This is a genomic window from Sphingopyxis sp. JAI108, assembly GCF_013410105.1.
GTDB classification, from domain to species: Bacteria; Pseudomonadota; Alphaproteobacteria; order Sphingomonadales; family Sphingomonadaceae; genus Sphingopyxis; species Sphingopyxis chilensis.
Genome location: NZ_JACCCJ010000001.1, coordinates 2,129,256 through 2,155,467 on the forward strand (window position 1 = coordinate 2,129,256; position 26,212 = coordinate 2,155,467).

General features: G+C 63.7%; 19 protein-coding genes and 1 tRNA gene. 10 read left to right on the plus strand and 10 right to left on the minus strand.

Annotated elements, in window-relative coordinates; translation table 11 throughout:
* Positions 1-4 precede the first annotated feature (4 nt).
* The 8 genes from mreC to dacB all read left to right on the plus strand — a co-directional run bounded on the left by mreC (position 5) and on the right by dacB (position 9,801).
* On the plus strand, positions 5-904 hold the full coding sequence (gene mreC, locus HDC29_RS10275) for a rod shape-determining protein MreC (RefSeq protein ID WP_179496848.1): 900 nt from the start codon (positions 5-7) through the stop codon (positions 902-904).
* The gene (locus HDC29_RS10280; protein WP_179496850.1) at positions 901-1,422 is read left to right on the plus strand and encodes a rod shape-determining protein MreD; all 522 of its coding nucleotides are present in this window, start codon (positions 901-903) and stop codon (positions 1,420-1,422) included. Before mreC ends, HDC29_RS10280 begins: the two co-directional genes overlap by 4 nt.
* A gap of 18 nt (positions 1,423-1,440) precedes the next feature.
* Positions 1,441-3,348 (plus strand): penicillin-binding protein 2, encoded by a 1,908-nt coding sequence (gene mrdA, locus HDC29_RS10285; protein WP_179496852.1) that lies wholly within the window; start codon positions 1,441-1,443, stop codon positions 3,346-3,348.
* A complete protein-coding gene (gene rodA, locus HDC29_RS10290) occupies positions 3,345-4,451 on the plus strand; it encodes a rod shape-determining protein RodA (protein WP_179496854.1) in 1,107 nt (368 codons plus the stop codon). Before mrdA ends, rodA begins: the two co-directional genes overlap by 4 nt.
* 112 nt (positions 4,452-4,563) lie before the next feature.
* Positions 4,564-4,639: transfer RNA gene (locus HDC29_RS10295), tRNA-Lys, on the plus strand.
* A gap of 1,117 nt (positions 4,640-5,756) precedes the next feature.
* On the plus strand, positions 5,757-7,292 hold the full coding sequence (locus HDC29_RS10300; protein ID WP_326914637.1) for a permease: 1,536 nt from the start codon (positions 5,757-5,759) through the stop codon (positions 7,290-7,292).
* Positions 7,289-8,317 (plus strand): serine hydrolase, encoded by a 1,029-nt coding sequence (locus tag HDC29_RS10305; protein ID WP_179496855.1) that lies wholly within the window; start codon positions 7,289-7,291, stop codon positions 8,315-8,317. The genes HDC29_RS10300 and HDC29_RS10305 overlap by 4 nt, the downstream gene beginning before the upstream one ends.
* Positions 8,314-9,801 carry a D-alanyl-D-alanine carboxypeptidase/D-alanyl-D-alanine-endopeptidase gene (dacB, locus tag HDC29_RS10310; RefSeq protein ID WP_179496857.1) on the plus strand — a complete coding sequence of 496 codons (1,488 nt, stop codon included), beginning with the start codon at positions 8,314-8,316 and terminating at the stop codon, positions 9,799-9,801. Before HDC29_RS10305 ends, dacB begins: the two co-directional genes overlap by 4 nt.
* Here the strand turns inward: dacB and HDC29_RS10315 are convergent.
* Positions 9,782-12,190, minus strand: a complete 2,409-nt coding sequence (locus HDC29_RS10315) for a penicillin acylase family protein (protein WP_179496859.1) — start codon at positions 12,188-12,190, stop codon at positions 9,782-9,784. The two genes, dacB and HDC29_RS10315, sit on opposite strands and share 20 nt — an antisense overlap.
* A gap of 414 nt (positions 12,191-12,604) precedes the next feature.
* On the opposite strand from HDC29_RS10315, the gene HDC29_RS10320 reads away from it, so the two are divergent.
* A complete protein-coding gene (locus tag HDC29_RS10320; protein ID WP_179496861.1) occupies positions 12,605-15,619 on the plus strand; it encodes a TonB-dependent siderophore receptor in 3,015 nt (1,004 codons plus the stop codon).
* A gap of 78 nt (positions 15,620-15,697) precedes the next feature.
* Here HDC29_RS10320 and HDC29_RS10325 read toward each other — a convergent pair whose 3' ends face one another.
* Complete coding sequence (locus tag HDC29_RS10325; protein ID WP_179496863.1) at positions 15,698-16,081, minus strand: hypothetical protein; 384 nt, start codon at positions 16,079-16,081, stop codon at positions 15,698-15,700.
* Between the two features lie 272 nt (positions 16,082-16,353).
* On the opposite strand from HDC29_RS10325, the gene hutC reads away from it, so the two are divergent.
* Entirely contained in the window at positions 16,354-17,154 is an 801-nt protein-coding gene (gene hutC / locus HDC29_RS10330) for a histidine utilization repressor (RefSeq protein WP_179496865.1), read from the plus strand.
* An 11-nt stretch (positions 17,155-17,165) separates the two neighbouring features.
* Here hutC and HDC29_RS10335 read toward each other — a convergent pair whose 3' ends face one another.
* The 8 genes from HDC29_RS10335 to HDC29_RS10370 form a co-directional block, all read right to left on the minus strand.
* Entirely contained in the window at positions 17,166-17,900 is a 735-nt protein-coding gene (locus HDC29_RS10335; protein ID WP_179497452.1) for a PepSY domain-containing protein, read from the minus strand.
* Positions 17,897-18,601: a PepSY domain-containing protein gene (locus HDC29_RS10340; RefSeq protein ID WP_179496867.1), complete on the minus strand. Its 705-nt coding sequence runs from the start codon at positions 18,599-18,601 to the stop codon at positions 17,897-17,899. The genes HDC29_RS10335 and HDC29_RS10340 overlap by 4 nt, the downstream gene beginning before the upstream one ends.
* 11 nt (positions 18,602-18,612) lie before the next feature.
* A complete protein-coding gene (locus HDC29_RS10345) occupies positions 18,613-21,315 on the minus strand; it encodes a TonB-dependent receptor domain-containing protein (protein ID WP_179496869.1) in 2,703 nt (900 codons plus the stop codon).
* A gap of 455 nt (positions 21,316-21,770) precedes the next feature.
* On the minus strand, positions 21,771-22,961 hold the full coding sequence (locus HDC29_RS10350) for a copper resistance protein B (RefSeq protein WP_179496871.1): 1,191 nt from the start codon (positions 22,959-22,961) through the stop codon (positions 21,771-21,773).
* Positions 22,958-24,751, minus strand: coding sequence for a copper resistance system multicopper oxidase (locus HDC29_RS10355; protein ID WP_179496872.1), 1,794 nt, complete (start codon positions 24,749-24,751; stop codon positions 22,958-22,960). Before HDC29_RS10355 ends, HDC29_RS10350 begins: the two co-directional genes overlap by 4 nt.
* A 96-nt stretch (positions 24,752-24,847) precedes the next feature.
* The gene (locus HDC29_RS10360) at positions 24,848-25,432 is read right to left on the minus strand and encodes an RNA polymerase sigma factor (protein WP_179496873.1); all 585 of its coding nucleotides are present in this window, start codon (positions 25,430-25,432) and stop codon (positions 24,848-24,850) included.
* Positions 25,429-25,869: a periplasmic heavy metal sensor gene (locus HDC29_RS10365; protein WP_179496874.1), complete on the minus strand. Its 441-nt coding sequence runs from the start codon at positions 25,867-25,869 to the stop codon at positions 25,429-25,431. Before HDC29_RS10365 ends, HDC29_RS10360 begins: the two co-directional genes overlap by 4 nt.
* A complete protein-coding gene (locus HDC29_RS10370) occupies positions 25,869-26,174 on the minus strand; it encodes a hypothetical protein (RefSeq protein WP_179496875.1) in 306 nt (101 codons plus the stop codon). The genes HDC29_RS10365 and HDC29_RS10370 overlap by 1 nt, the downstream gene beginning before the upstream one ends.
* Between the last annotated feature and the right edge of the window lie 38 nt (positions 26,175-26,212).

A 26,212-nucleotide genomic window follows, 5' to 3' on the forward strand; every position in this document is an offset into this window, starting at 1 on the left:
CACTATGGTCCGCCCGGCACATCGACGTCCGGGGCAATCCCGAAAGGCTCAGTACAGCCTGTTCGTTGCCTATGTCATCGCGGTGACGGGGGCGGTGGCGGGACTGTTGCTGGCGATCCTGTCGGTCGTTGACCCCGTCGGCTTCGCCCAATTGCGCGTGGCGAGCCAGGAAACCACCGCACCCATCGCGCGGGGATCGCGATCGATCATCGGGTCGATCTCGGGCATCGACGACACGGTCGGCGCCTATGTCAGCGCGGGGACGCAGAACCGGCGGCTGCGCAAGGAACTCGCCGACACGCGGCGCCAACTCGTTGCGACCAGTTCGTTGCAGGAAGAGAATCGCCAGCTGAAGGCGCTGCTCAAGCTGCAGGAAACCGACAAGACCGCGCTCGCCAACGGCTATCTGCTCACCTCGACCTCGACGAGCAGCAAGCGCATCGCGCTGCTCAGCATCGGACGCAACCTCGGTGTCGCCGCGGGCCAGCCGGTGCGCGGCGCCGACGGGCTGATCGGCCGCGTGCTGTCCAGCGGACCGTCGGTGTCGCAGGTGCTGCTACTTACCGACGTCGACAATATCGTTCCCGTTCGCCGCGCGCGCGACGGCCTGCCCGCGCTCGCCAGCGGACGCGGCAACGGCGACCTCGACGTGCGCACGCTCAACATCGCGAACAACCCGTTCAAGCCGGGCGACATCCTCGTGACGTCGGGCACGGGCGGGCTCTATCCGCCGAATATCCCGGTCGCGATCGTCGTGCGGCGCCAGGACGACGGCGCGCTCGCGCGCCCGCTCGCCGATCCGGGCAAGGTCGATGCGGTGGCAGTGCTGCGTCCCTATACGCCCGACAATATCGAGGCCCAGGGCCGGCCGGCGCCCGCCCCCCTCCCTGCCCCGGCACCATGAACCAGAAGGGGCCGCGTCTCGGCGAACCGGCATCGCTGTGGCGGATGCGCATCGTACCGATCGCGAGCGTGATGTTCGCCTCGGCCTTGCCGCTGATGCTGCCGCTGATCGCCAACTCGCCCGTTCTGCCGCCGCTCGGGCTGCTGTTTTTCCTGTGTTGGCAATTGCTGCGTTCCGAGATGTGGCCGGTGTGGATCGGCCTGCCGCTGGGCCTGTGGGACGATCTGTTCAGCGGCGCGCCGATCGGAACGGCCGTAGGTTTGTGGACACTCGCCAGCATCGCGATTGCCTGGTCGTCGCAGCGCATCTATTGGCGCGGTTTTTTCCACGATTGGGCGATCGCGGCGCTGCTGGTCGCGGCCATCCAGTCGGCGGCGGCGCTGATCACCCATCCGCACGCGGACGCCGGCCGGGTGCTCGGCCTCGTCGTGCCCCAGATCATCGTTTCGGCATTGCTCGTGCCGCTGTTCATGCGCTTGACGGGCAAATTTGACAATTTCCGCCTGAAACGCCGATAGACTGGTTCCAACGCGCCGATGCCCAAGAAGAAGAGTCCGCCGATCACCGAAGCCTGGAGGGGCCTGACCTTCACCCGCCGCGCGCTCGTCGTCGGCGGGGCGCAGGCGGCTGTCGGCGTCGCGCTCGCGGCGCGCATGACCTATATTTCGGTTATCGACAATGACCGGTATGTCCTCGAATCCGAAAGCAATCGCGTCAACCTGACGCTGGTTCCGCCGCGGCGCGGCTGGATCGTCGACCGCCATGGCAAGGCGCTCGCCAACAACCGCGTTTCGCTCCGCATCGACCTCATCCCCGACCGTCTGCACAACAAGGAGATGGTGCTCGGGCAGTTGCAGACGCTTTTGCGGCTCGATGGCGACGCGATGGAGCGGATCAACCGCGACCTGAAAGCGGCATCGGGATTCCAGCCGGTGGCGGTCAAGGAAGATATGACCGAGGCCGAATATAGCTCGATCCTCGTCCGCCTGCCCGAACTGCCCGGCATCGCGCCGCAGCGTGGCTTCGCGCGTAACTACCCGACCGGCGCCGCGGTCGGCCATCTGATCGGCTATGTCGGCGCGCCGAACGCCGAGGAATATCAGAAGGTCAAGGATCCGCTCTACATCACGCCCGGCTACAAGATCGGCAAGGACGGGCTGGAAAAATATTTCCAGGAGATGCTGAAGGGCGAACCCGGCGCGCGGCGGGTCGAGGTGACGGCGCGCGGCAAGGTCGTGCGCGACCTCTCCACCCAGCCCGACGTGCAGGGCAAGACGGTTCACCTGACGATCGATGCCGACCTGCAGGAATATGTCGCGCGGCGCATGGGACGCGAATCGGGCGCCGCGGTCGTCATCGACTGTCACAATGGCGACATCCTCGCCTTCGTATCGATGCCGAGTTTCGACCCGAACAGCTTTTCCGACGGCATCAGCAACAGCGAATATGCGTGGCTGCGCGCCGACGATCACCAACCGCTGATCAACAAGGCGACGCGCGGACTCTATCCCCCCGGCTCGACGCTGAAGCCGATGGCGGCGATCGCGGCGATCGAACATGGCGTCGACCCGAGCGAGCGCCACACCTGTATCGGTGGCTACCGCCTCGGCAACCGTTTTTTCCGCTGTCTCGGCACGCATGGCAGCCTCGACATGCCATCGGCCATCATGAAAAGCTGCAACAGCTATTTCTACTGGCTCGCGCACCGGCTCGGCTATGACGCGATGGCCCCCACCGCCCGTCTGCTCGGACTTGGCGAGGAATTCCGGCTGGCGGGCAGCAATCAGCGCTATGGCACGATCCCCGACAGCGCGTGGAAGATGCGGAAATATGACCAGCAATGGTCGGCGTCGGACTCGCTGAACGCAGTCATCGGACAGGGTTATGTCAGCGTAAACCCACTTCAGCTCGCGGTGATGACCGCGCGCATCGCCTCGGGCCGCCGCCTCTATCCACGTCTGGTCAACCGCGAATTCCAGAATGAGCCCCTGCCCTTCTCGCCCGAAGCGCTCGCGGTTGCCCGCCAGGGGATGGACCTCGTCGTCAATGGTGCGGGCACCGCGGTGCGCAGCCGCCTGCCGTTGGACGGCATCACCATGGCGGGCAAGACCGGCACCGCGCAGGTGCGCGGGCTCGGCACCGGCAACGGCAAAAGCGGAACGTGGAAATTTCGCGACCACGGCCTGTTCATCGGCTTCGCGCCGGTCGACAATCCGCGCTACGCCACCGGGATCGTGATCGAGCATGGCATGGGCGGCAGCCGCGCCGCGGCTCCCGTCGCCAAGGATTTCATGACCTTTCTCTTCGACCGCGAGAAAGGCATGGAGGCGCTCGAAACCTTCGAGGCCGGCTGGGGCGGAACCATCAAGGAACGCATGGACCGCGACTATGCCGCGTGGAAATCGGGCGCGGCGAGCGACCCCGAGCCGGGAGTGCCGCAATGATCCCCGTTCCACCCGCCATCCAGCGCATCCCGTGGAAACTGATCGCCATCCTGTGCGGCATCACCGGGTTCGGCTTGCTCGTCCTCTATTCGGCGGCCGGGGGGAACTGGTCGCCCTGGGCGTGGCAACAGGGCGTGCGCTTCCTCGTCTTTCTCGGTGCGGCGCTGGTGATCGGGCGCCTTCCCCTGCGGATCTTCGAGGATTTTTCCTATATCGCCTATATCGGCGTGCTGATCCTGCTCGTCGCGGTCGAACTGTTGGGCTTCGTTGGCGGCGGCAGCCAGCGATGGCTGAACCTTGGCTTCATCAACCTCCAGCCCTCCGAATTGATGAAGGTCGCGATCGTCGTCGCGCTGGCGCGCTTCTATGCGCAACTGCCGCCCGGAAACACGCGCACTTTTACCGCGCTCTGGCCCGCACTGGTGATGATCGGCCTGCCGGCCGCCCTCGTGATGCTGCAACCCGACCTCGGCACGGCGACCGCCATCTCGATCGGCGGCGTGGTGGTGATGTTCGCCGCCGGCCTGCCGCTCTGGTGGTTCGGCAGCACCGCCGCCGCCGGCCTTGCGGCGCTGCCCATCCTCTTCTCCTTCCTGCACGATTATCAGCAGAAACGCGTGCTGATCTTCCTCGACCCCGAAAGCGATCCCTTGGGCGCCGGCTATCACATCAGCCAGTCGAAAATCGCGATCGGGTCGGGCGGCATCGGCGGCAAGGGTTTCCTCAACGGGTCGCAGAGCCATCTCGATTACCTCCCCGAGGGGCACACCGACTTCATCTTCGCCACCATGGCGGAAGAATGGGGCCTGATCGGCGGGCTGGCGCTGCTCTTCGGCTTTTTCCTGCTGCTCCGCTGGTCGACGCGCGTCGCGTTGAAGGCACGGACGCGCTTTGGCCAGCTCACCGCCGCGGGCCTCACGATGACGATCTTCTTCTACATCGCCATCAACCTGATGATGGTGATGGGCCTCGCGCCCGTAGTCGGCATTCCGCTGCCGCTCTTTTCCTATGGCGGATCGTCGATGCTGACGATCATGACGTGCGTCGGCATCATCCTCGCGATCGAAAACGACAGCAAAACCGGTAGCCGCCGCTTTCATTGACAAAAAATTTTGGCAAGACCATTGCCAAGGCTCCGGCACCATGATAGCGGGCCGCTCTCTTCACGACGCAGGACGTTTTCTTCCTGCTTCGTGAACGCCGGAAACCGGCAGTGGACGCATAGCTCAGTTGGTAGAGCAGCTGACTCTTAATCAGCGGGTCCTAGGTTCGAGCCCTAGTGCGTCCACCATTTTTACAATGACTTAGAGGTCAATCTTGAGCGGCTTCTCAACCGCCGCAAAATGCCGTGCAAGCACCGGGCAAGCACGCAATCAACGGTACACATCTGATTTAATCAAACATTATCGGTGGTTTCAGCCAATTCTCCTTGCCTAATTGCGGGTCGAAATGTCACAAAGCAGTCAGCTTTTTGATGTGTCTCCCCCATCGCTTCATCGTTTGTCGCTTCTCCTCCCGATATGGATAGCATTGATACGCGCCAACAATGCCGCTCTTCGTCCCGGAGAGATGATTGAGAACGGACTCGATGATTTCCGTTCTGATCTGCAATGCCTGCATCCCGTGGCAACGGTTCGGCGAATGTCGTGAATCCGCCAAGGAGCTAAAACGGCGCCCTCCCCCGCTGACCTCATTTCTCTGAAGATCACCGCGTCCCATTTCTCTTTAACTTTCGAGAATGCACCCAGGCGCGTTCCGTAGCTCGACAGGAACATCAAGCCGCGTGACGGCCAATCTTTCCTACCGGCGATGGCATCGAGCAGCGCGATCGCCTGTTGCCAAGTAGAACAAGATGCGGACGGCCATTCTTTGATCTTTTGGCTGGCAAGTCCCATCGATTGCCTTCACGGCGCAATTCCGACCAGTCCAGCCCGATCGCTTCGCCACGCCGCTGTCCGGCCATAAATCATCAACCGAAACGCTGGACCATATTGCCCCGGAAGCCGGAAACTCGTTTTCCAGGCGCAACGTAATTCTTCGGTTGCGAGGTACCGATTTCGGGGTTTCAGTGGCGGAGGAGCACCCAAGCCTTGGACCGGAGAATACTCCAGATCGTCTCTGCTCATTGCCCATTGGGACAATTTCGCGGCGTCGCGTATATCGCCCGTGCGACCGACGGTCGGTTGCAACCCGGCGCGCCTTCAAAGGCGAGGCGAGCCCATAAACGACGATTATAGGAAAGCTGCCGCCGCTTTCGCCGAACTTGACGGACAGGTTCCGCTCGCCGAAGGATCGTACGCTCAGGATCGAAGCAAGCAGATCGGGGCAAACGGGTCGATGAGAGGGTTATTCCGCCGCGGGCTCGCAGTGCCACAGGGCCAAGAGCCTGCCGGACCAGGGCCCGGCGCGTGACCGCTTCGGCGATCGAGGCGAATGCAGTGACCGCGGCACTTGGCGCCGACGCGCCGGCGCTTCCTCACGACGCGCCCGCCCAACCGTCGGCAAGACGCCTGCTCGGCCTCTATCTGCTGCTCGGTTTTTCGGCGGGGCTGCCTTTTTACATGTTCAACGCGGTGCTGACGCTGCGCCTTGCGCGGCACGGGGTCGACATCGTGATCATTGGCTTCTTCGCGTGGATCGCGTTGCTGCCAACCTTCAAATTCGCCTGGGCGCCATTTATCGAGCGCTATGATATACCCGGTTTTTCCCGCTTTTGGGGCCGCCGCCGCGGGTGGATCATGCTGTCGCAACTCGGCATTTTTTTCTCGATGGTCGCGATGGCGCTCACGTCGAGCGATGAAAGCTTGCCGCTCACCGCCTTGTTCGCGATCCTGCTCGCTTTCTGGACGACAACGCTCGAGGTCGCAGCCGATGGCTGGCGGATCGAACTCGCGCCTGGCCAAGCCGCACAGGCGCCGATCGTCGCCGCCAACCTGTGGGGCTATCGCAGCGCGATGGTCGCGGCGGGGAGCGGCGCGATTCTTGTCGCGGCCTGGGCCGACTGGACGATCGCCTATCTGGTCATCGCCGTCGCGGCATTTGCGCCCTTCCCCCTCCTCGCGGCGATGCGTCCCGAACGCGAAGGCGCGGGCGGCCGCGCCCTGGCGCTGGCGAGCGGGATCGGTGCCAGCCTGCTGATCCTGCTTACCGCCGCGCTGATCACTGCGGCGGCCGGCTGGGCCCTGCTGTCGGCCGCTGAGGGTATAGGGCTGTCGGCGACCACCAATGTAACGCCCGTCGTGCTGGCGATGGCACTGCTTCCCTTTGCGGCGCTGGCGCTGGCGTTGCCGCGGATCAATCGCCTTCCCGCCGGCACAGCGGCCACCCTGCCCTCCTTTGCCGCGCCCTATGTAGAGCTGTTCTGGCGCTACGGCTATGCAGTGCTCGCAATGCTCGCCTTCGTGTCGCTCTACCGCATGGGCGACGTGCTGACGCTGACGCTGTCGCATCCGCTGTGGAACGCCAAGGGCTATACGCTGCACCAGATCGGCGTCGCCGACGGCGCCGTCGCGCTGTCGGCCAGCATGGCGGGCGTCGCGCTCGGCGGCTTCCTCTCGACGCGGCTATCGCTCGGCTGGACTCTCGCCATCGGCGCGGTGACAGCGGCCGTGGGCAATTGGATCTATGTCTGGTTGTGGCACGCCGACCCGTCGGCGGTCGTCCTCTACACCTCGGTCGCGGTCGACCAGTTCGGCAACGGCTTCGCGGGCACGGTCTTCGTCGTCTATCTCTCGATGCTGGTGAGCCCGACCAATGCTGGTGCGCAATACGCCCTGCTCTCGGGCTTCGCCTTCCTGCTGCCGCGCCTGCTTGCCGGTGCCTCGGGATCGATGCAGACGCAGATCGGCTATGACGGCTTCTTCCTGCTGTCGGGTGCGCTCAGCTTCGCCGCGATCTTCCTGCTGCCGGTGATCGCGCGCGTGAAAGGACGTACGCCGGCATGAGAGTCGAAGCTGTTTGCGAGGCGGGATTCGCCCCCGTGCGCGCGGCGGTCGAAAGCGGGCGCATTCCCGGAGCAGCGCTGGGCGTGGTCGATGTCGACGGCCAGAGTGCGGTGCGCTTGGCGGGCATGGCCGCGATCATTCCCGCGCGCGAGACACTGACGCGCGACCATTGGTTCGACCTTGCCTCGCTCAGCAAGGTGATCGCAACAACGACGATGATCCTGACGCTCGCCGAGCAAGGCCGTCTCGAGCTCGACCGGCCGCTGACCGATGCGATCCCCGACCTGCGCCAATATGACGTCGCGGGCGCCTCCGAGCGCAAGCTGACCTTTCGCGATTGCCTGATGCACCGCAGCTTCCTGCCCGCGGTCGAGCCGATCTACACCTATGGTGACGATCCGGCGCGGCTGCGCGCCTTCGTGCTTCAGCGCGAGTGGCGGCATAGACCGCCCGTCTATTCCGATATCAATTTTATCCTGCTCGGCATCGCGATCGAACGCCTTACCGGCGCGACGTTGGCGGACTGGCCGCTCGGTGAGGGGCTTGGTTTCGGCCCGCCGCCGGGCCCGGCCGTCGCGACCGAATATTGCAGTTGGCGCGGGCGCGTGATGAAAGGCGAAGTGCATGACGAAAACGCCTTCGCGCTTGGCGGCGCCGCGGGACATGCAGGGATGTTCGGCACAGTCGACGGCGTGCTGGGCTTTGCGCGCGCAATGCTGCGGGGCGAAATCCTGTCGCATGGCATGATGACCGAGGTCCGCACCGCGGGCGATCGCCATCGCACCTGTGGCTGGGAACGCGCCTTTGCCGGATGGCACGGCGGCGATGCCTGTTCGGCGGAGACGATCGGCCATACCGGATTTACCGGCACCGGCCTCTGGATCGATTTCGAACGCGGCCTCGCCTGGACCCTTCTCTCCAACCGGGTGCATCCGACCCGCCACGCCGATAGCGGCATTACGACCCTGCGCCCCGCAGTGGGCGATCGGGTCATCACTGCATGGGACGACGAGACGAATTCATGAACGCATCGATCAACAAGTTCGCCCTGGCTGCCACGCTCGCGCTGTCGTTTTCGTCGGTGGCGGTGCAGGCGCAGACGGCTACGAGCCTGGCGCCTGCCCCGCTGCTGACCACTGTCGAGCAAAAACTGGCCGAGGGGCCAGCGGGTTCGCGCATCGGCATGCTGGTCGCGACGCTCGACGGCGAGGTGCTGGTGTCGATCGCCCCCGATCAGCGTTTCATCCCCGCGTCGAACACCAAAATGTTCACGACTGCGATTGCCTATACCGAACTGCCTTTGCTCCAGCGCACGGCAAAGGGCACGGGCGTGCAGCTCGAAACCGTAGCTGACGGCGAGGTGGACGTCGTGCTGCACGGCCGCGGCGACGCGATGCTGTCGAGCGCCGACAACTGCCAGACCGACTGCCTCCAGACGCTCGCCGACGCGGTCGCCGCGAAGACGGGCCACGTCCGCAACATCGTCGGCGACGATAGCTGGTTTCCCGACGAGCGCTGGAGCCCGGGAATGAGCTGGAACAATATCCAGTCGCGTTACGGCACGGGCGTATCGGCGCTGACGCTCGATGACAACGAGCTGGTGGCAAAGCTGGCGCCGGGGGCCGTCGGCGCGGCGCCGAGCGTGCAGGCGTCCGGCTATTACGAGATCGAAAATCGCGTCGTCACTGTCGCGGGCAAAGAAGACGCGATCGACGCCTACCGCATGCCGAACAGCCGGCTCCTCCGCCTGACCGGAACGGTCGGCGCCGAGGTCGCGCCTATGACGCTCCGCTACGGGATCGACGATCCCGCGCATTATGCCGCGTGGCGCTTTGGCGAACTGCTGCGCGCGCGCGGCGTGCACATCGAGGGTGGCATTACGGTGCGTCACCGGCCGCTGACCGCCGCCGACGATCCCGAAAAGCGCAGGGGCGCACCGGCCATCCTGCCCCTCGAACCCGCGATGCTCGCCGAATTGCCCGCGCCATCGCTTGCCGAAAATATGGTACGGATCAACAAGGAGAGCCAGAATCTCCACACCGAGCTGATGCTGCGGCGCGTTGCCCGACACGCAGGGAGCGGTTCGATCGCCGACGGACAGGCGGTGATGCACAGGGTCATGACCGGGGCCGGCCTGTCCGAGGCAGGCTATCACTTCGCCGACGGGTCGGGCATGTCGAGCTATAATCGCCTCAGCCCGCGCGCCGCGGTCGGCCTGCTCGGCTGGATCACACGTCAGCCATGGGGCGCGGCGTGGCGCGAGACGCTGCCAATCGCCGGACGCGACGGGACCTTGCAGAACCGGTTCAAGGGCACGATCCTCGAAGGAAGATTGTTCGCGAAGACCGGCTCGCTCAACGCATCGCGCGCGCTGTCGGGCTATCTTGTGACGCGCAGCGGAAAAACGCTCGTCTTTTCGGCGCTGGCGAACGACATGCCCGAGGACACCGACGGCCAGGCAACCGCCGCGATCGACCGCGCGCTGGTCGCTATCGCCGAGGCGCTTTAGCTGCCGGCGTGAGAATCTGACGCGCGGCGGCGTGCTGTTCAACCGCCCCCTTGCTGAACCACAGGGGCTGCATCTCGCCCGCGATCCATCTGGGATAGAAATCGCGATAGCGCGGCGAGCGCGGATCGGCCGACTGGCCGGGCAGCAACAGGAAGCGACTATTGTCCCACGCGCCGACGTCGGCGACGAAGAGGTAGCTCGCGCCGTGGGAGACGTCGAAGCCGCGCTTGGCGTTGAAACCGCGCGCCATCGGCGTGTTCCAGTCGCCACCCGAACGGCCGCCCTCGATTCGCGGGAAGGCCGCGGCGATCGCCGGGTTCGACGACGCCAGCGGATGCCCGATCGTCACGCGGTGGAGGTCGCCCCAGCGCCAGTCCGCGGGATCGGAGCCGGCCAGCTCGACCGCGCGCTTCCAACCTGCTGCCAGCGCGCCATCGATCATCGCATCGCGCGCGGCCACGGGATCGTCGCCGAGACGCTTGTCGGGTGAGCCGAGGATGCGCAGCATTTCGGACAGGTTGACCGATGGGATCAGGTCGCGCGCAGCCGCCGGAACGATCCGGTCGTAAAAGGCCGTCGACAGCGCCGCCATCACCATCTCATAGAGCAAGGTTGCGGCGCTGTCGGCCTCGATCCCACAATTCCAGCGGCGAAGCAGCGCCGCGGCGCTGGCGGCCTCGGGCGAGGGAACGGCCGGGAGCAGCTTGACGATCGCGCGCGCGGGAAGCGACTGGACGTCGTGCTGAAGCGCGATGCTGTCCTCGATCCGGTGTTTCGGCTGGGCACGCAATATCTCGGCGCAGCGATCGTACCGGAAAGGGTCGCTCCAGCTGAAGCTGATGATCCGCTCGCGATAGGGATAGCCCGCCGGCAGGTTCATCTGGTTCGCCGAGGCGAACCAGCCTTCGGGCGGGTTATAAAGGTGCGGCATATCCTCGACGGGCAGGATGCCCGTCCAGTCGAACGACCCGTCGCCGGGCGCCGGGAACAGCCCGTCATGCCTGGGCCGGCGCGGGACGAAACCGATCGTCTGCCAGCCGGTGTTGCCGTCGACATCGGCATAATGGAAATTGGTCGGCGAAACGTGCAGCTTGAATGCCTGGCGTAACGACGCCCAGTCCGTCGACAGGTTGATCGCGATGATCGCGAATCGCATGTTCGCGCCGGGCAGCATGCTGACCGTGGCGAAAGCGACCGCGCGCTCGCGCGCCGCATCCTCGGACACGATCGGGCGGCCGCCCGCATAGCGCAGGGTCACGCGCTCGGCCGGCGCACCCTTGACCGCAATCTCCTCTTCGACCGTCTCGAACGCCTTCCATTCGCCCTTGTGCCAATAGCGGCCGGGATCGTCCCTTTTGGTACGGAGGATAAAGAGGTCGGTCTGATCGATATGGAAATTGGTACGGCCGAAGGCGAAGCGGTCGGTGTGGCCCTGCATGATGCCGGGCAGCCCCGGCGCACCCGCCCCGATCACGTCGAGCCCCGGCGCGGTCAGATGGACCATGTGACGCGGGCTCGATCCGCCGATGCCGAGATGGGGGTCGTTGGCCAGAATCGGCCGGCCGGTCGCGCTGCGCGACGGCGCGACGGTCCACGCGTTGCTGCCGAGCGCGAAGCGGTCGGAACCGCGCTCGGCGCGGTCGAGCTGCGTTTCCTGGATCGGAGCGAAGCTCGCACGTCGGTTGGCCGGGTCGAGGATACCGAGATCGGCTTCGCTCACCGCCGCGACATCCAGTCCGTCGGGGACGGTGAAGGACCAGGCGGGGCGCAGCGGCATCATCAGCTGGTCGGCATCGAGCAGGCCGCGCGCCTGAAGTTGCGCTCGGCGCACCTCGTCGTCGGCGTCGCCCATGCTGATGCCGCGGTCACGCACAAGGTCGCGCACGTCCCAGCGCAGCGGACTTATCCCGAGAATGCCATATTCAAGCGGCAACTCCGCTGGATCGGCGGCCAGTTCGTCGATGCGGGCGTTGACGCCGGCGACATAGCCGCGCGCACATTCGAGCACGTCGGGAGGTAGCGCGGCGAGTTCGGCGTCGATGTCGCCGTGATAGAGGAAGAGCCGCGCCGCCTTGTCGGCCGCGACGAAACGCGGGCCGAAGGCTTCAGCCATTCGCCCCATGTCGCGGCGGTGATCCATGTCGATCTGGAACAGCCGGTCGCGCGCGACGAGGTAGCCCTGCCCGAAAAAGGCATCGTGCAGCGACGCGGCACGGACGTGTGGCACGCCCAACTCGTCCTCGACCACCTCGATCGGCGCCTGCGCGCCCGACAGCCGGACGGACCTCGCGGCCACCTTGACTCCCGTCACCTTGGGTTTCGCCATCAGGCTTGCCGGCATCGCGACAAGAGCGGCGGAAGCCAGCAGGAACGCACGGCGCTGGATCAACAGGGGCCCCTCCACTATCGAACAGGTATAACGAACGGCGACCCTATCGCACCTCGCCGTGGTGGAGCCATAACAAGCGGATCTCGTCCTATAACTGCAAGCTATCCATCTTTGCCGCCTGCGCTGCCGCGACACCATTCCTCAAGGTTATATATCCATATATTCAGGTTATTAGCGTAGTTGTTGACCTGCCGAAACCACCCTGTAACCTCCCCGTCATGAAACCGACCCTCGCCAGCCTTGTGCAGGGTAGTGGCCGGTCGGGTACGGCGCTTATCACTAAAATAAAAGGGCGGAGCAAGACCTCCGCCAGATGGTCAGGCGGACGAGAGGGCAAGCCAAGCCGGCGATGGGCCGGGACACGTCTCGGGCGGCGTGGGCTCAGGCCCTTGGGTCAAAAAGGGGACTGCTGATATGCGTGATCTTGAATATATTCGTCAGCCGCTGGGCCGTTTCGGCGCGGCGATGACCGCACTGGCGCTGGTGCAGGCTGCGCCGGCGCTGGCGCAGGAGGAGGAAGCCGCTGCCAACAGCACCGAAGCGGCGCCGACCGACCAGATCATTGTCACTGGCTCGCGCGTCGCTCGCGACGGCTTCGAGGCGCCGACCCCGCTGGTCGTGCTGACGCAACAGGACATCCAGAACACCTCGCCGTCGAACAATATCGCCGATTTCGTCAACCAGCTTCCGCAGCTCGCCGGTTCAACGCGGCCAGCCAACTCGCGCCTCAATATTTCGAACGGCTCGGCGGGTATCAACGCGCTCAACATGCGCAACCTCGGCGAAAGCCGCGTGCTCGTTCTCGTCGACGGTCGCCGTTCGGTCGGTTCCACAATCTTTGGCTGGGTCGACATCAACACCATCCCGCAGGCGCTGGTCGAACGTGTCGAGGTGGTGACCGGGGGGGCATCGTCCGCCTATGGCTCCGATGCGGTCACCGGCGTGGTCAATTTCGTTCTCAACAAGAGGATGGAGGGGCTCCGTATCGCCGGCGACATCGGTCTCACCGACAAGGGCGACGGGTTTAACTATTCGGGCAGCATCGCGGGCGGCATGTCCTTCGCCGAGGGTCGCGGCCACGCCGTCTTCAACGCCGAGATCGCGCATCAGGACGGCATTTACGAGATCGATCCCAATGATCGCCCTTGGAACCACCGCGGCTATCTGTCCTTCGCAAACCCGGCTTATGCCGTAACGGACGGGGTAGGAAACGGCGAGCCAGCGTTCATCACCTTCCGCCGCAATGCCGGGCAGACGAACCAGGCGCCCGGCGGTTTCATCACGGGTTCGGCGGGCAACAACAACGCGCTGCGCGGTCTCTATTTCGGCCAGAACGGTGAAGTCATTCCGTTCAACTATGGCTCGTTCAACTCGCCCGCGCTGAACAGCGGCTCCGCGGTAACGCGTACCGTCGGCGGCGATTGGCGGGTCAACGATTCGGGCCGCCGCATCGGCCTCAGCCCCAAGGACGATCGCTGGGGCGCCTATGGCCGCCTGAGCTATGAAATCGCCGATGGTGTCGAAATCTTCGCCGAAGGCTCGTACAACCGGCAGGAAGTCTTCTTCAACGCCGGCCCCAATTTGGGCTCGGCAACGCTCGGAACGATCGGCTGCACGACCGTTCCGGTTCCCACGACCTGCAATGCTTTCGCGCTGCAGACGCTGGGTGCCGACCGGCTTGCCGGTGTCGACAGCGTGAGCATCACGACCACGGCGGCGGACCTGCCGTTCCGCGGTATCAACAACAAACGCGAGGTCCAGCGCTACGTGATCGGCGCCGAGGGCGAGTTCGACGCGTTCGGCAAGGCGGCGCGCTGGGATGTCTATGGCCAATATAGCCGCTCGGACCTGCGCGAACAGCTTCGCAACATCATGCATGTTGCCCGGATGCGAGACGCGACCAACGCGGCCTTCGCGCCGGCCGGCAACGCGGGCGGCTATGCGACCGGTTCGATCCAGTGTCTGATCAACGTCGATGCGGACGCCAACAACAACGATCCCGACTGCGTGCCGCTCAACCGCCTGGGTATCGGCGTCGCCGACCCGGCGGCGATCGACTATGTGCTCGGCGATCCCTATCGCAAGCAGGTAATGCAGCAATATGTCGCCGGCGCCAACCTGTCGCTGACGCCGTTCGCGACATGGGCGGGCGACGTGAGCATCGCGATTGGCGGCGAATATCGTGAAGAGAAGATTCGCGGCAGCGTGCCAGAAGAATTCCAGCCCGCCCGCAACGCCGACGGGACGACGTCGAACCGGTGGTCGGTCGGCAACTATCTGCCGTTCAAGGGCAGCTATAATGTGAAGGAAGCCTATCTCGAGACCGTGGTCCCGCTGGGCCTGGGCCTCGAGTTCAACGGCGCGGTGCGCGCGACCGACTATTCGACCTCGGGCTATGTCACCACATGGAAGCTTGGCGCGACCTGGGCGCCGATCGAGGATATCCGCTTCCGCGTCACTCGGTCGCGCGACATTCGCGCGCCCAACCTCAACGAACTGTTCCAGGCGGGCACCGCCAACAGCGATTCGGTGCGCAATCCCGCGTTCGTTCAGGGCGACCCCAGCAGCGGCCCGCAATTCTTCCCTTATTCGGGCCTGACGACGGGCAATCCCGACCTGAAGCCTGAAAAGGCCGATTCGTGGAATATCGGCGCGGTGGTTACGCCGCGTTTCCTCCCCGGCTTCAGTGCTTCGGTCGATTATTTCCGCATCGATCTGGAGGATGCTATCGATACGATTTCCGCGCAGGAAATCGTCAACCGCTGCGACGAAGGACGACAGGAATATTGCGACGCGATTACCGAGGATCCGACGCGCGAACAACCCGGTCCGCCGCGCGTCCCCTATCTGCTGATCCGCAGTCAACCCTTCAACTTCGTCAGCAAGCTGGTGCGCGGCATCGACTTCGATGCTGCCTATCGCGTGCCGGTCGGCGGAGAAAGCATCATCACGCTGCGGGGTAATGCAACGCGCTATATCGAGAATCTGTCGGACACCGGGATTGCCGGCGTCACGCCCGTCAATACCGTCGGCGCGAACGGCAGCCAGTCCGCGACGCCGAAGTGGATATTCCGCGGGAGCCTCAACTACGAAACACCGGCCTTCTCGGGCACGATCACCGGTCGGGGTGTCAGTTCGGGCAAATATCTGGCGAATGCCATCGAATGCACGAGCGGCTGCCCGACTTCGACCAGCCAGGCGCCGACTTATGACAACAACCATGTCAAAGGCACCTTCTACGTCGACCTCAACCTGATGCAGAAGGTCCAGACGAAGAGCGGATCGCAGGCCGAAATCTTCTTCAACGTCACCAATTTGTTCGATGCCGATCCGCTGCTGCTGCCCGAAACCGGCCTGGCCGCGAACAGCACCTATTCGGACCTCCTCGGCCGCCAGTTCCGCGTCGGAATCCGATTCCGAACGAAGTGAGCCGATCCGCAAGGAGCCATTTGCCCCGTTTCGCGCGGCCACGGGCGACGATCGCTGCCCGTGGCCGCCACCATCCGGTTACAGGTTCTCCACGGGCGATGTCGCGGCGCCAAGGCGGATCGCCTTGCGGGGAAAGCTCGCCGGAGCGATGACGGACAAGGCACCGCATCTACAGGCTTCGTTCAACGGCCGTTCCTCCCATTTGGGATGAAACACGCCGACCACGGTCGCGATTTTGACGCCCGGGCAAGCGATGGCGACAATTTTCATTTTCCCCGGCCTGGCGTTCATTTTGAACGCTTCGGCCAGCGCTGGCCGATGCAACGGAACGATCGTTGCGAGCAGCAGTTCAAACTCGAACGGAGGGTGGTTCGCCCTTGCCGTCGGAGAGAGAGAAATGAAAAAGCTTCTGACAATTTTCGCAATTGGCAGCTCGATGTTGCTTATGTCGGCTTGCAACACTGTTGAAGGCGCGGGAAAAGACGTTGAATCCGTCGGAGACTGTGCTGATGGGGTCGAAGGCAATTGCTAGGCGGCGTGGACAAACTAGCGTGAAGCGGCATTCGCGGATCGCCTTCGTTGCCCATTAGGAGCCATTCCGCTTTCCGGCGTTGACCGGGAAGCAGACCCTCGCAGGCCTCGTGAACTAACAGAGTGCTCGGCAAGCTTGCGCCGATCCGATTTTCCGGTTCGGGCGCTTGGAATTTTATCGCAGCGACCTGTATAGACGGGTTATGGATTCCATTGCGCGCACGCCCGGGAGCGGTTCAAGCTTTTCAAAGGGTTCAACTACGTCCCGGCGAAGTGAAACCGATGACAAAGAAGCTCGCACCGGGCCGCGCTATGCAGCGATCAAGCAGAGCATCTGCAACGCCGTTAGAGACGGACTCCTGAAACCGGGCGATCGAGTGCCGTCGGAGGCCGAATTGGTCCACCAGTTCGACGTGTCGCGCATGACTGCAAACCGGGCGCTTCGCGAACTCCAAGCCGCGGGTATTCTGGTCCGCCGCGCCGGCAGCGGTTCGTTCGTCGCCGAGCCGAAACCGATCGGCCAGATGATCGAGATTCGTAATATTGCTGACGAAATAAGGGCGCGGGGGCATGTTTATCGTGCCCGCGTCGTACAGAATAACGAAATACGGGCTAGCGCCGACACGGCGGCGCTTCTGGAAGTTCCGGTCGGGACAAGATTGTTCCACTCGATCATCGTGCATCATGAGGCCGAGTTCCCAATCCAGCTCGAAGAGCGATTTGTGCTCGCGTCGGCCGCTCCCGACTATGGAAAGATGGACTTCACCCAGACGACGCCGAACGAGTATCTGACGCGCACTGCGCCCTTGGAGCGGGTTGAACATCGCGTCCGCGCGGAGATGCCAGACGCGCGGACGCACACCATGCTGGGGCTGTCGAACGGCGAGCCGGTGCTACGGATGACGCGCCGTACCTGGAGCCATTCGCGCCTCGTCTCACATGCCTGGCTGACGCACCCCGGATCACGCTTCGAATTGTCGGCTGCCTTCTCGATCGACGACTGACGGCTGACGGGTCATGCTGCGCCGCGGGTCTCGACAGGCTTGCGGCGGCGACGTAGCCAGCGAAAATCGGCGCGGCTGAAGCTTTTGAACAGCAGGTAGAATCCGGTTCCCGACAGCCACAGTGCCCCGAACGCGACGAAGATGATGAGCGGATGGTTGAAACTTTTCCGGTTCAGATAATCCATATTGTGGAGCATCCAGAAAAAGTCCCATGTCCGCCAGGTATCGCCGCGCATCACGAGGAAGCGCGCGGTGTCGAGCGAAACATAAGCGCTGCTATTCTCGGCATCGGCGAAGTCGACCCGCCACATGGCACCTTCGTGATCACGCGATTCGAGGTTCGGCCTCGTGAGTATGCTGATCTTGCGGATCGGGGCGTCGTTCATCATCGAGGCGACATCGCGGGCCATTTGCTCGTCCACCAGGACTGTCTTGCCATCCGTCGCATCCACAAGCCGCACGCCTTTCGTAGTCCGAAGTTCGTAAATCGGGCGAGCACCGAGATCGCGGAGGACGACAGCTGTCACGGGTTCATGACGCGGCAGCGAGGCGAGATCGAAATAGTCCCCGGGCGGCAGGGGGTGGGCGTGCGACATTCCGCCGCCATGACCGCCGACCCGGTCCTTATCGAGCAGCGCCATCACCGAGCCGCTCAAGGCCCACAGCAGGAACTGAAGACCCAGGATCAGGCCAACCCATTTGTGGATGCGGCGGAAAAGCAGCGGCGTCAGGCGTATCTTCTTCATGCCTTCTTCCCTTTGCGACGCTTGAAGGACCAGATCAGGAGCCACGCTCCGCTCAGCGCCATGGCGAAGGCGCTCCAGGTCGCGACACGAAGCAGCGGATTATTGACGTCGGTTCGTTCATCATAGTCCATGATGTGGAGCATCCAGGCGAAATCGAAGACGCGCCATAGCGCGTGGCGCCGTGAAATCAGCTCGCCGGTCTGGGGCGAGAGGTAGAGGGTGGGACGGTTCCATCCCTCGAACTCGACCTGCCAATAAGGCGGCTTGCGCGCTTGCATTTCCAGCGGCGCCACGGCCAGCAGCTTGACCGATACGATCTTGCCGTCGCCGGTATAGATGCGCCGCGCCTGCTCGCGGACCTGGGACTCGGTCAAAGCAGGTAGCGGCGCACCCGAGCGAGCATCGAACAGCCTCGCACCATCGGGCGTTTCAGCACGCCAGACGGCGCGATCGAACAATCGCTGCAATCGAACCTCGGACGCGCCGGGCGCGGCCGCCACGATCTGCGACGGCGGCGCCAGCCCGGCCAGCTCGAATGGCCGGAAAGCAGGCGCGCGCACCAGATGATCGCCATGGATGGTGTCGATGTGCACGACCACCATGTAAAAGCCGGTCAGCGTCCAGAGCAGCGCCTGGACCCCGACCACCAAGGCCAGCCATTTGTGCGTTCGCCGGACAAGCAGCGGCCAACGGATCGCCATTTCGATTACCCTCAGAACGCGGTTCGGAAGCCGACGTAGAAACGCCGTCCGAGCAGGTCGTATGTCATCGTGTCGGTGTTCGCATCGGTGAAACTCTGGATATAGGGGGCCTTCCGATCGAAAAGATTGTCGACGCCAACCTGGAACCGCGCCTTCTCGTCGATCTCAAAGGCGACCTGGAGATTGTGATAGAAGACGTTGGGCGTTCGGTAGCCGATCTCCCCGGGGGCCGCGTTGAAGTCGGTCGCCTTGCCGATCCACTGCGTCGACCAGGTCGCACTGATGCCGTCCTTTTCCGCGGTCAGGACGCCATAGCCGCGCCACTTCGGATAACCGCCGTTCCCCCCGCCGATGAATCCGTCGAAATCGATCGGTGCACCCCCGGGGAAGGGCAGGACGACATATTTGTTGAGGTAGGTCAGGTTGACGTCGAGCGAGACATTCAAGGCGCCGATATCGTTATTGTAGACGAGGCCGAGATCGAGGCCGTTCATCTCTTCGCGACCGGTGTTGATCGGCTGCGCGGAGAGGAAGGTGACCTCCCCGGTCAATGGGCTGCGCGTAAAATCATCGCAGAAGGGATGCGACAGGTTGGCGCTGGCATAACAGATGGCAAGCTTGGTCGATCCTGGAATGGCGCGGATCGCATCCTTGATTTTGATGTCGAACCAGTCGGCGGTGAGCGACAGTCCCGGAACCAGTCCCTTGGGCGTGACGACCGTACCGACCGTCCATGTCGTCGAGCTCTCGGGCTGGAGGTCCTCATTGCCCCCGACCGTGGTCAGGATGGTGGTGCCGAGCTGAACATAATTGGCTGGCACGCCCGACGCCTGGCAGTTTGCGATCAACGTCGCGTTGCCGCTGGTCGAATAACGCGAGCAAGGGTCGGTCGTCGTCAGATTGCCTTCCGACACACCGCCGAATAGTTCAGGGACGTTCGGGATACGAAAGCCGGTGCCATAGGTGCCGCGCAAACGGAAGCTGTCATTGATAACCCAGTCGAGGCTCGCCTTGTAGTTCCAGTCGCTGCCGAACAGGTCGTAGTTCGAATAGCGCACCGCCCCGCCAGCGGTCAGCGCCTGGAAGAAGGGCGTATCGGCGAGAATGGGCACCGAAAGTTCGAGATAGGCCTCCTTGGCGACGCTCGTTCCCGAAATCGGACTCTGCTGGTTTGTATTGGCGATCCCCAGAACGGTAAGCGGATCGGGATCGCGCCAGCCCTTTTCCTTACGATAGACGACACCGGCCGCGAAGGAGACGGGACCCGCGGGCAGCTTGAAAAGGTCGCCGTTGAGGTCGGCGGTGACCGTCGCGAGCTCGTTCCCGCCGCGGTCGCGCGAGGTGAAGAGAATATAGTCGAGCACCTGCGGGGTCAGGTCGCCGAACCCGAGATAGTCGCCGCATGGAATGGCCGCGCCTGGCGCGGGGCTGCAGACGCCGGTATCGATCGTATTCCGGACGCGCTCAAGATTGGCAATGTTGGTCGAACCATCGACCGCGGTGTTGCGACCAAAGGCGCCCGCCACTTCCCAGCCCCAGTCATTCGACAGCTTGCCGCGAAGACCGAAGGTTCCCTGCCAGGTGTCGGTTTCCTGAAAGAACTGGCGCGGGCCCGGTTCGGCGAGGCGGCGCTGGATCAGGACGATATCCTGCCCCGTGGGATTGGTGGGATTGCTCGCGGCGATCGCCAGGTTGCGCAACGTGCCGGGCGTCGCGATCTGGTTCGACTTGCGGAAGGTGTAGAGGAATTCGCCGAACGCCTCGATGTTGTCGGTCAGGTCATAGTCGGCGAAGAAGGCCGTGCTGACACGCTCGACCGGGCTCACCGCATTGAGGAACGGGTTCGAATTGAAGTTGTGCTTGGCGGCGCTGTAGGGCTCGAAGAAATCGCCGTTGCCGCCGAGTAGCTGGTTGAAGTTGATCTGCTGGCCGTTCGGCAACACCGCACGACCACCGATCGTCGAAGCGCTGTTGACGCAGCCCAGGGCGCCCGGTGTCGTCTCGGCGAGCGAACAGGGCGCGCGTGTCGCCATATTGACCGCACTCGTCTTCTGATAGGTGACCGCGGCCATGAAGCCGCCGCGATCGTTGCGCACGCCCCATAACAAATCGGCGGTGAAATCCGACCCATCGCCCTTTTCGGTGATGCCCTGCCGAACGCTGAGTCCAAGGCCTTCATAGTCGGTTCGGGTCACGAGGTTGACGACGCCCGCCATCGCATCCGCACCGTAAATCGCCGATGCGCCGTCCTTGAGCACGTCGGTACGCGCAAGCGCGGCGACCGGGATCATGTTGAGGTCGGGCGATGAGTTTGCCCCCGTGCCGCCTGCGACAAGGCGGCGGCCATTGAGCAGCACGAGGGTGCGCTTGATGCCGAGACCGCGCAGGTTCACCTGCGCGGTGCCATAGCCATTGTTCGCCCAATAGGCTGAAGTCTGGTTGCCGGCAAAGCCGGCGTTGGCCGGCAAGCGCTGCAACACGGTTTCGATATTGACCACACCCGTGTTCTCGATCTGCTCGGCGGATACGACGGTCGCCGGACCGACGCCGGCAAGATCTTGTCGCCGGATTCGCGAACCGGTTACCACGATCTCGCTGCCCGATTGGCTCGCCTCAACCTCGGAAGCCGTGGGTGCCCCGTCTTGGGCGAACGCAGGCGTTGCCATTGTTGCGAGCACCGCCCCGCTCGCGAGCAATGATTTTCTGATCGACATGCGAAACCCCCTTTTTGGTTGCGTAATGAACCTTAGAGAGCATCAATTGTATATACAGGTCAACAGAAAAAATCGTGCTTGTTCAATTGGTTAGTTATACGTTGATAGGTCGCACCGGATATTGCTAATACGCATCCCAAAGACTTACCCCTCACCGACGCGACATCTTTTTTCACCTGGGGTAGCGAAGCTGACGATGAGCGCCGCCCGACGTCCCTTTCGTGTAATTTAATTACCACGACGGGATGGCGTTGCGGGCGCCCGGATCCTCACAAAACGATGAATGTTGATAAGGAATACACGCGCTCGGCCAGCGCGGGCGCTGTTCCTGCAGTCACGCGCGAAATTGAGCGACGCTGCCGTCCGCCGGATTTGATCGACTTCCGGCTACCGCTCCTGTGCAAGGCGGTTCGCAGCAGCGGACCTTGCCCGTGCCTTTGTTCCGCCAGCCGAGGTTAGAACCAGGCCCTGACCCCCATGACCCAGCTCACGCTGTCGGCATCATCGCCCGCTGCGCGAGCGAAGCGCGCGGTATCGCCGACCTTGCGCGCCCATTCGACCCCCACATAGGGCGCAAATTCCTTCACGATTTCGTAGCGCAGGCGCAGTCCGAGCTCCATGTCGGACAAGCCGGACCCGACCCCGATTTCCGGAACATCCTGCAAAGCGAAGTTAACTTCCGCCATCGGCTGGAGGACCAGCCTTTGCGTGATGCGCTGATCATAATAGCCTTCAAGCCGGCCGTGCAGATCGCCCTTGTGCGACAAGAACAGGGCGCCTTCGACCTCGAACCAATAGGGCGCGAGACCCTCGAAACCGACCGTCGCATAAGTGCGATCAGGACCGGGCCCGAGATCTTGCCGGATGCCCGCCTGCGCATTGAAATAGGGGCCGACGGCTCGGCTGTAGAGCAATTGTGTCTCGGTCTCTTCGATGCCCTCGCCAAAGACGCCTTCGCCTTCGCTCTTGAGGGTCAGTCGGCTGATGTCGCCGCCATACCAGGCCTCACCGTCCCAGCGGAAACCGTCACGTCCCTTGCGCGCCTGATATTCAGCGAGGTTAAAACTGATGAAGGCGATCTTCTGTGCGCCATTTTCTTCCATCATCGCATGGCGCGAATGCTCCATTTCGGCCTTGGAATAGATACGGTCGGCGTACCAGTCGCTTGGCGGTGCAGGCGCGGCAGCGTCCCCCGGCGGCAAGTCGGTGCCGCTTGCCCCGCTCATCCCGTCCATGCCCGCAGTGGGGACCTTCGGCGTGCAATGCCCCATCTTGGCATGTTCGGGCGGACAGTCGGGGTCGGACGGGACGGCCGTACCATGGTCCATCGCGTCCATATTCGGCATTTGCGCGCCTGAAGCTTCCTTGCCCGAAGACTCCGCCTCAGGCGTACAATGGCCCATCGCCGCATGCTCGGGCGCGCAATTTGCCTCCTTCGGTTTCATGTCCATGCCGCCGTGACTCATATCGGGCATCGGCGTGGGTTCGGGCTGCGGCGGCGAGGACGACTGCAGCGTGGCAGCAGACTTCGGTTCGGCGGGCATGGTCATGCCCGGCATCGACGAATGATCCACCGACTGCGCGGTGACCGGAACGGCGAGGGCGAGCGCGGCTGTGCCCGCGAGGAAAAGCGTTGCGCGGGTCATGCGGCGTCTCCCTTCGGACGGACGCTGACGACGCGCATCATGCCTGCGTGCATATGGTAAAGCATGTGGCAGTGAAACGCCCAGTCGCCGAGCGCATCGGCGGTGAAGTCAAAGCTGGCAGTGCCGCCGGGCTGGACGAGGACCGTGTGCTTGCGCGGCGAGCGATCCCCCTTCCCCGTAACCAGTTCGAAGAAATGGCCATGGAGGTGGATGGGGTGGCTCATCATCGAATCGTTGATGAGGTTGATCCGCACCCGCTCCCCTTCAATGAAGGGTATCGGCTCGTGATGGTCCGACATCTTGACGCCGTCGAACGACCACATGAACCGCTCCATGTTGCCGGTCAGATGGATGTCGAGCGAGCGCTCCGCGGCGCGCACGTCGGGATTGCGCTCGAGCGCGACCAGATCATGATAGGTCAGCACCTTGTGCCCGACATCTTCCAGGCCTTGGCCGGGCTCGCCCATGCGGTCGACCGGCATCGGCGAGATGGTCTGGACGCTCGGGTCGCGTTTGACCTGGGGGGCGACGTCGAAATCGCGCATGCTGTGCTGCATGCCGCCATCGCCATGCCCCATCGCGGCATGATCTGTTTGTGCGGCATCGGCGGACGGGGTGCAATGGCCCATCGCGGCATGTTCAGGGGTACAAGTGGCATCGCCAGCCGTGCTGCCCGACATGGCACCCATACCCATGTCCTTCATGGTCGCCAGCGGCCGCTCGCGCAGCGGCGGCACCTCGGCGGCCATGCCGGCGCGGGGGGCGAGCGTCGCGCGCGCCATCCCTGATCGGTCGCTGGCTTCGGCGACCAGCGTATAGGCGCGCTCCTCGACCGGAGTCACAATGACGTCGTACGTCTCGGCAACGGCGATCTGGAACTCGTCGATCTCGGTCGGGACCACGTTGAGGCCATCGGCCTGCACGACGGTCATCCTGATGCCGGGAATGCGGACGTTGAAGATCGTCATCGCCGAGGCGTTGATGATCCGCAGACGGACGCGCTCGCCGGGATTAAAGAGCGCGGTCCAATTGTCGCGCGGGCCGTGACCGTTGACGAGGAAGGTGTAGGTTGATCCATTGACATCGGCGACGTCGGTCGGATCCATTCGCATCGCGCCCCACTCGACGCGCTCCTTCAGCGATTGGTCCTTGCCAGCGAGCAGCCCAGACAGTGTCTGGCGCTGCATATTAAAATGCCCCGGGTTGACCTTCAGCTTGCGGAAGATCGCTTCGGGCGACAATTGGCTGTGGTCGGATAGCACCACGACGTGCTCGCGGTCATAGCCGATCGGGTCGGGACCCGCCGGATCGATGACGATCGGGCCATAATGGCCGAGCTGTTCCTGCAGCCCCGAATGGCTGTGGTACCAGTAGGTCCCCGACTGGACCACCGGGAATTCGTAAACGAATTTCGAGCGCGGTTTGATCCCGGGGAAGCTGACGCCCGGGACGCCGTCCATCTGGAACGGCAGAATCAACCCATGCCAATGGATCGAGCTGTCCTCATCGAGATCGTTGATGACCGTCAGGCGCGCCGTCTGCCCTTCCCTCAGGCGGACAAGCGGCGCGGGCACGGTGCCGTTGACGCCGATCGCGCGGCTGATCTTGCCGTCGATCCGCATCGTCTGCCGCGCGATACGGAGGCTGATGTCGTTACCGGACACGGTCGGGAGCGGCGCGACAATTCCTGGCGACACAGTTTGAGCCCAGGCCGGAAACCAGGGCGCCAATGCGGCGACAGCGCCCCCGCCCAATGCTCCGCTCACGAAACGACGCCTGTCTATCTGCATAAAATTCCCGGATGTTGCCTTGTCTCGTTTGTCATACGCAGCGCAATCGCGCGCCCCTCAGCCTTTTGGACGAAATCGACTGCGCGCAACGCACGTTCACCCCGCCGCACGCGTGGATGGTTCGTCGAGGAACGTCTTCAGTTTCGTTCGAGCCCGGTAGAGACGTGTCTCGACCGTCTTTTCGCTGATTTGCAAGAGCTCGGCGGTCTCGGCCTGCGTAAGCTCCTCTACACCTCGAAGAACGAGTACCTCGCGCAAGTTCGGCGCGAGGCGCGACATAGCGGCGCGAACGCGCGCGAGTTCGGCTCGGTCGGCCGCCTCGGCGTCGGGCGCCGGTCCGTCACCGGCGACATCATGCGCGCTTTCAAGCGGCAGCGCGCGGGCGAAGAATGAACGGACTGTGCGCCGCCGCGCCCAGTCGCGGCACTTGTTAAGCGCGATCCTCGCAATCCAGATCCGGAAGGGCCGGTCGGGATCGTATCGGCCAAGCGCTGCGAAACCGGCGACAAAGGTCTCCTGCGTCAGGTCCATCGCTTCGTCCGGATCGCCGATATTGCTGCGGATCAAGCGAAACACCGGCGCTTTGTAGCGCCGCAGCAACTCGCGATAGGCCAGCTGCTGGCTGGCTCTTGCAAGAGCGACAAGGTCGCGGTCGCTACATTGCGAAAGATCGAGGCTCACCGCGCATCGGCGGTCAGCGCATTGACCACGCGCCTGTCGAACATCTCCGCCTGGTCGCGATCGAGAACGACGCGCATCGCGAACAGATGCTGGAGCGTTTCCTTCTGCAGCTCGCCCATCACGCGGTGCGTCTCGTCGATGGCCTCGGTGACGCGGGGACCATAGCCATGTTCGGCTTCGATCGCTTGGGCGAGCCGGATGTTGGCCGCGCGCATATCGAGTTCGAGGGCGTCGCGCCTTAGCCCGAATTTCGCTTCGATCCGATCGATCTTCACCTGCTGCGCCGGCGTAAGCTTCAGCTCATTGTGAAGAAGCGCATGCAGTTCGGTTTCGCTGGCGCGGGGCGTCTCGACGACGAATCGTCCGGCAATTACACCGGCAAGCGCGGCGATGAACGCGACCAGACCAAAGATCAGCAGACGGCGCGACGACGTCATCAACGCGAATCCAGCAAGGTCGAGGGAGCCAGCGGGCTGGCTGGAATGAGAGGCGTGATCGGGCTCGCAGCCACGGCAGGGGGCACGACGGCGGTGCCAACAACGAATCCGCCGCCCAGCGAGACGAACGCGGCAAACGCCATCATGCGCCGCATGGACGCCGCCTCGCGCTGGCGCCCCGCCAGGCCGGCGAGAACATGCTCGTCGAGCGTGTCGAGGGCAGCGGGCAGCTTCGCGTCATTCAATATCCGGAGTTCGTCCATCGACTTTTCCTGCCAGTCCTTCCCAAGGTCATACGCGCGCAATCTCGGTATCCCTTGGAAATAATCCATTCCGCCATGTC

Excerpts from the sequence above, each read along its gene's own strand:
- HDC29_RS10355 (WP_179496872.1), bottom strand. The coding sequence starts at position 24,751 with ATGCAGATAGACAGGCGTCGTTTCGTGAGCGGAGCATTGGGCGGGGGC.
- HDC29_RS10280 (WP_179496850.1), top strand. The coding sequence starts at position 901 with ATGAACCAGAAGGGGCCGCGTCTCGGCGAACCGGCATCGCTGTGGCGG.
- HDC29_RS10340 (WP_179496867.1), bottom strand. The coding sequence starts at position 18,601 with ATGGCGATCCGTTGGCCGCTGCTTGTCCGGCGAACGCACAAATGGCTG.
- mreC (WP_179496848.1), top strand. The coding sequence starts at position 5 with ATGGTCCGCCCGGCACATCGACGTCCGGGGCAATCCCGAAAGGCTCAG.
- HDC29_RS10305 (WP_179496855.1), top strand. The coding sequence starts at position 7,289 with ATGAGAGTCGAAGCTGTTTGCGAGGCGGGATTCGCCCCCGTGCGCGCG.
- dacB (WP_179496857.1), top strand. The coding sequence starts at position 8,314 with ATGAACGCATCGATCAACAAGTTCGCCCTGGCTGCCACGCTCGCGCTG.
- HDC29_RS10365 (WP_179496874.1), bottom strand. The coding sequence starts at position 25,869 with ATGACGTCGTCGCGCCGTCTGCTGATCTTTGGTCTGGTCGCGTTCATC.
- HDC29_RS10345 (WP_179496869.1), bottom strand. The coding sequence starts at position 21,315 with ATGTCGATCAGAAAATCATTGCTCGCGAGCGGGGCGGTGCTCGCAACA.
- HDC29_RS10320 (WP_179496861.1), top strand. The coding sequence starts at position 12,605 with ATGCGTGATCTTGAATATATTCGTCAGCCGCTGGGCCGTTTCGGCGCG.
- hutC (WP_179496865.1), top strand. The coding sequence starts at position 16,354 with ATGGATTCCATTGCGCGCACGCCCGGGAGCGGTTCAAGCTTTTCAAAG.
- rodA (WP_179496854.1), top strand. The coding sequence starts at position 3,345 with ATGATCCCCGTTCCACCCGCCATCCAGCGCATCCCGTGGAAACTGATC.
- HDC29_RS10350 (WP_179496871.1), bottom strand. The coding sequence starts at position 22,961 with ATGACCCGCGCAACGCTTTTCCTCGCGGGCACAGCCGCGCTCGCCCTC.
- HDC29_RS10335 (WP_179497452.1), bottom strand. The coding sequence starts at position 17,900 with ATGAAGAAGATACGCCTGACGCCGCTGCTTTTCCGCCGCATCCACAAA.
- mrdA (WP_179496852.1), top strand. The coding sequence starts at position 1,441 with ATGCCCAAGAAGAAGAGTCCGCCGATCACCGAAGCCTGGAGGGGCCTG.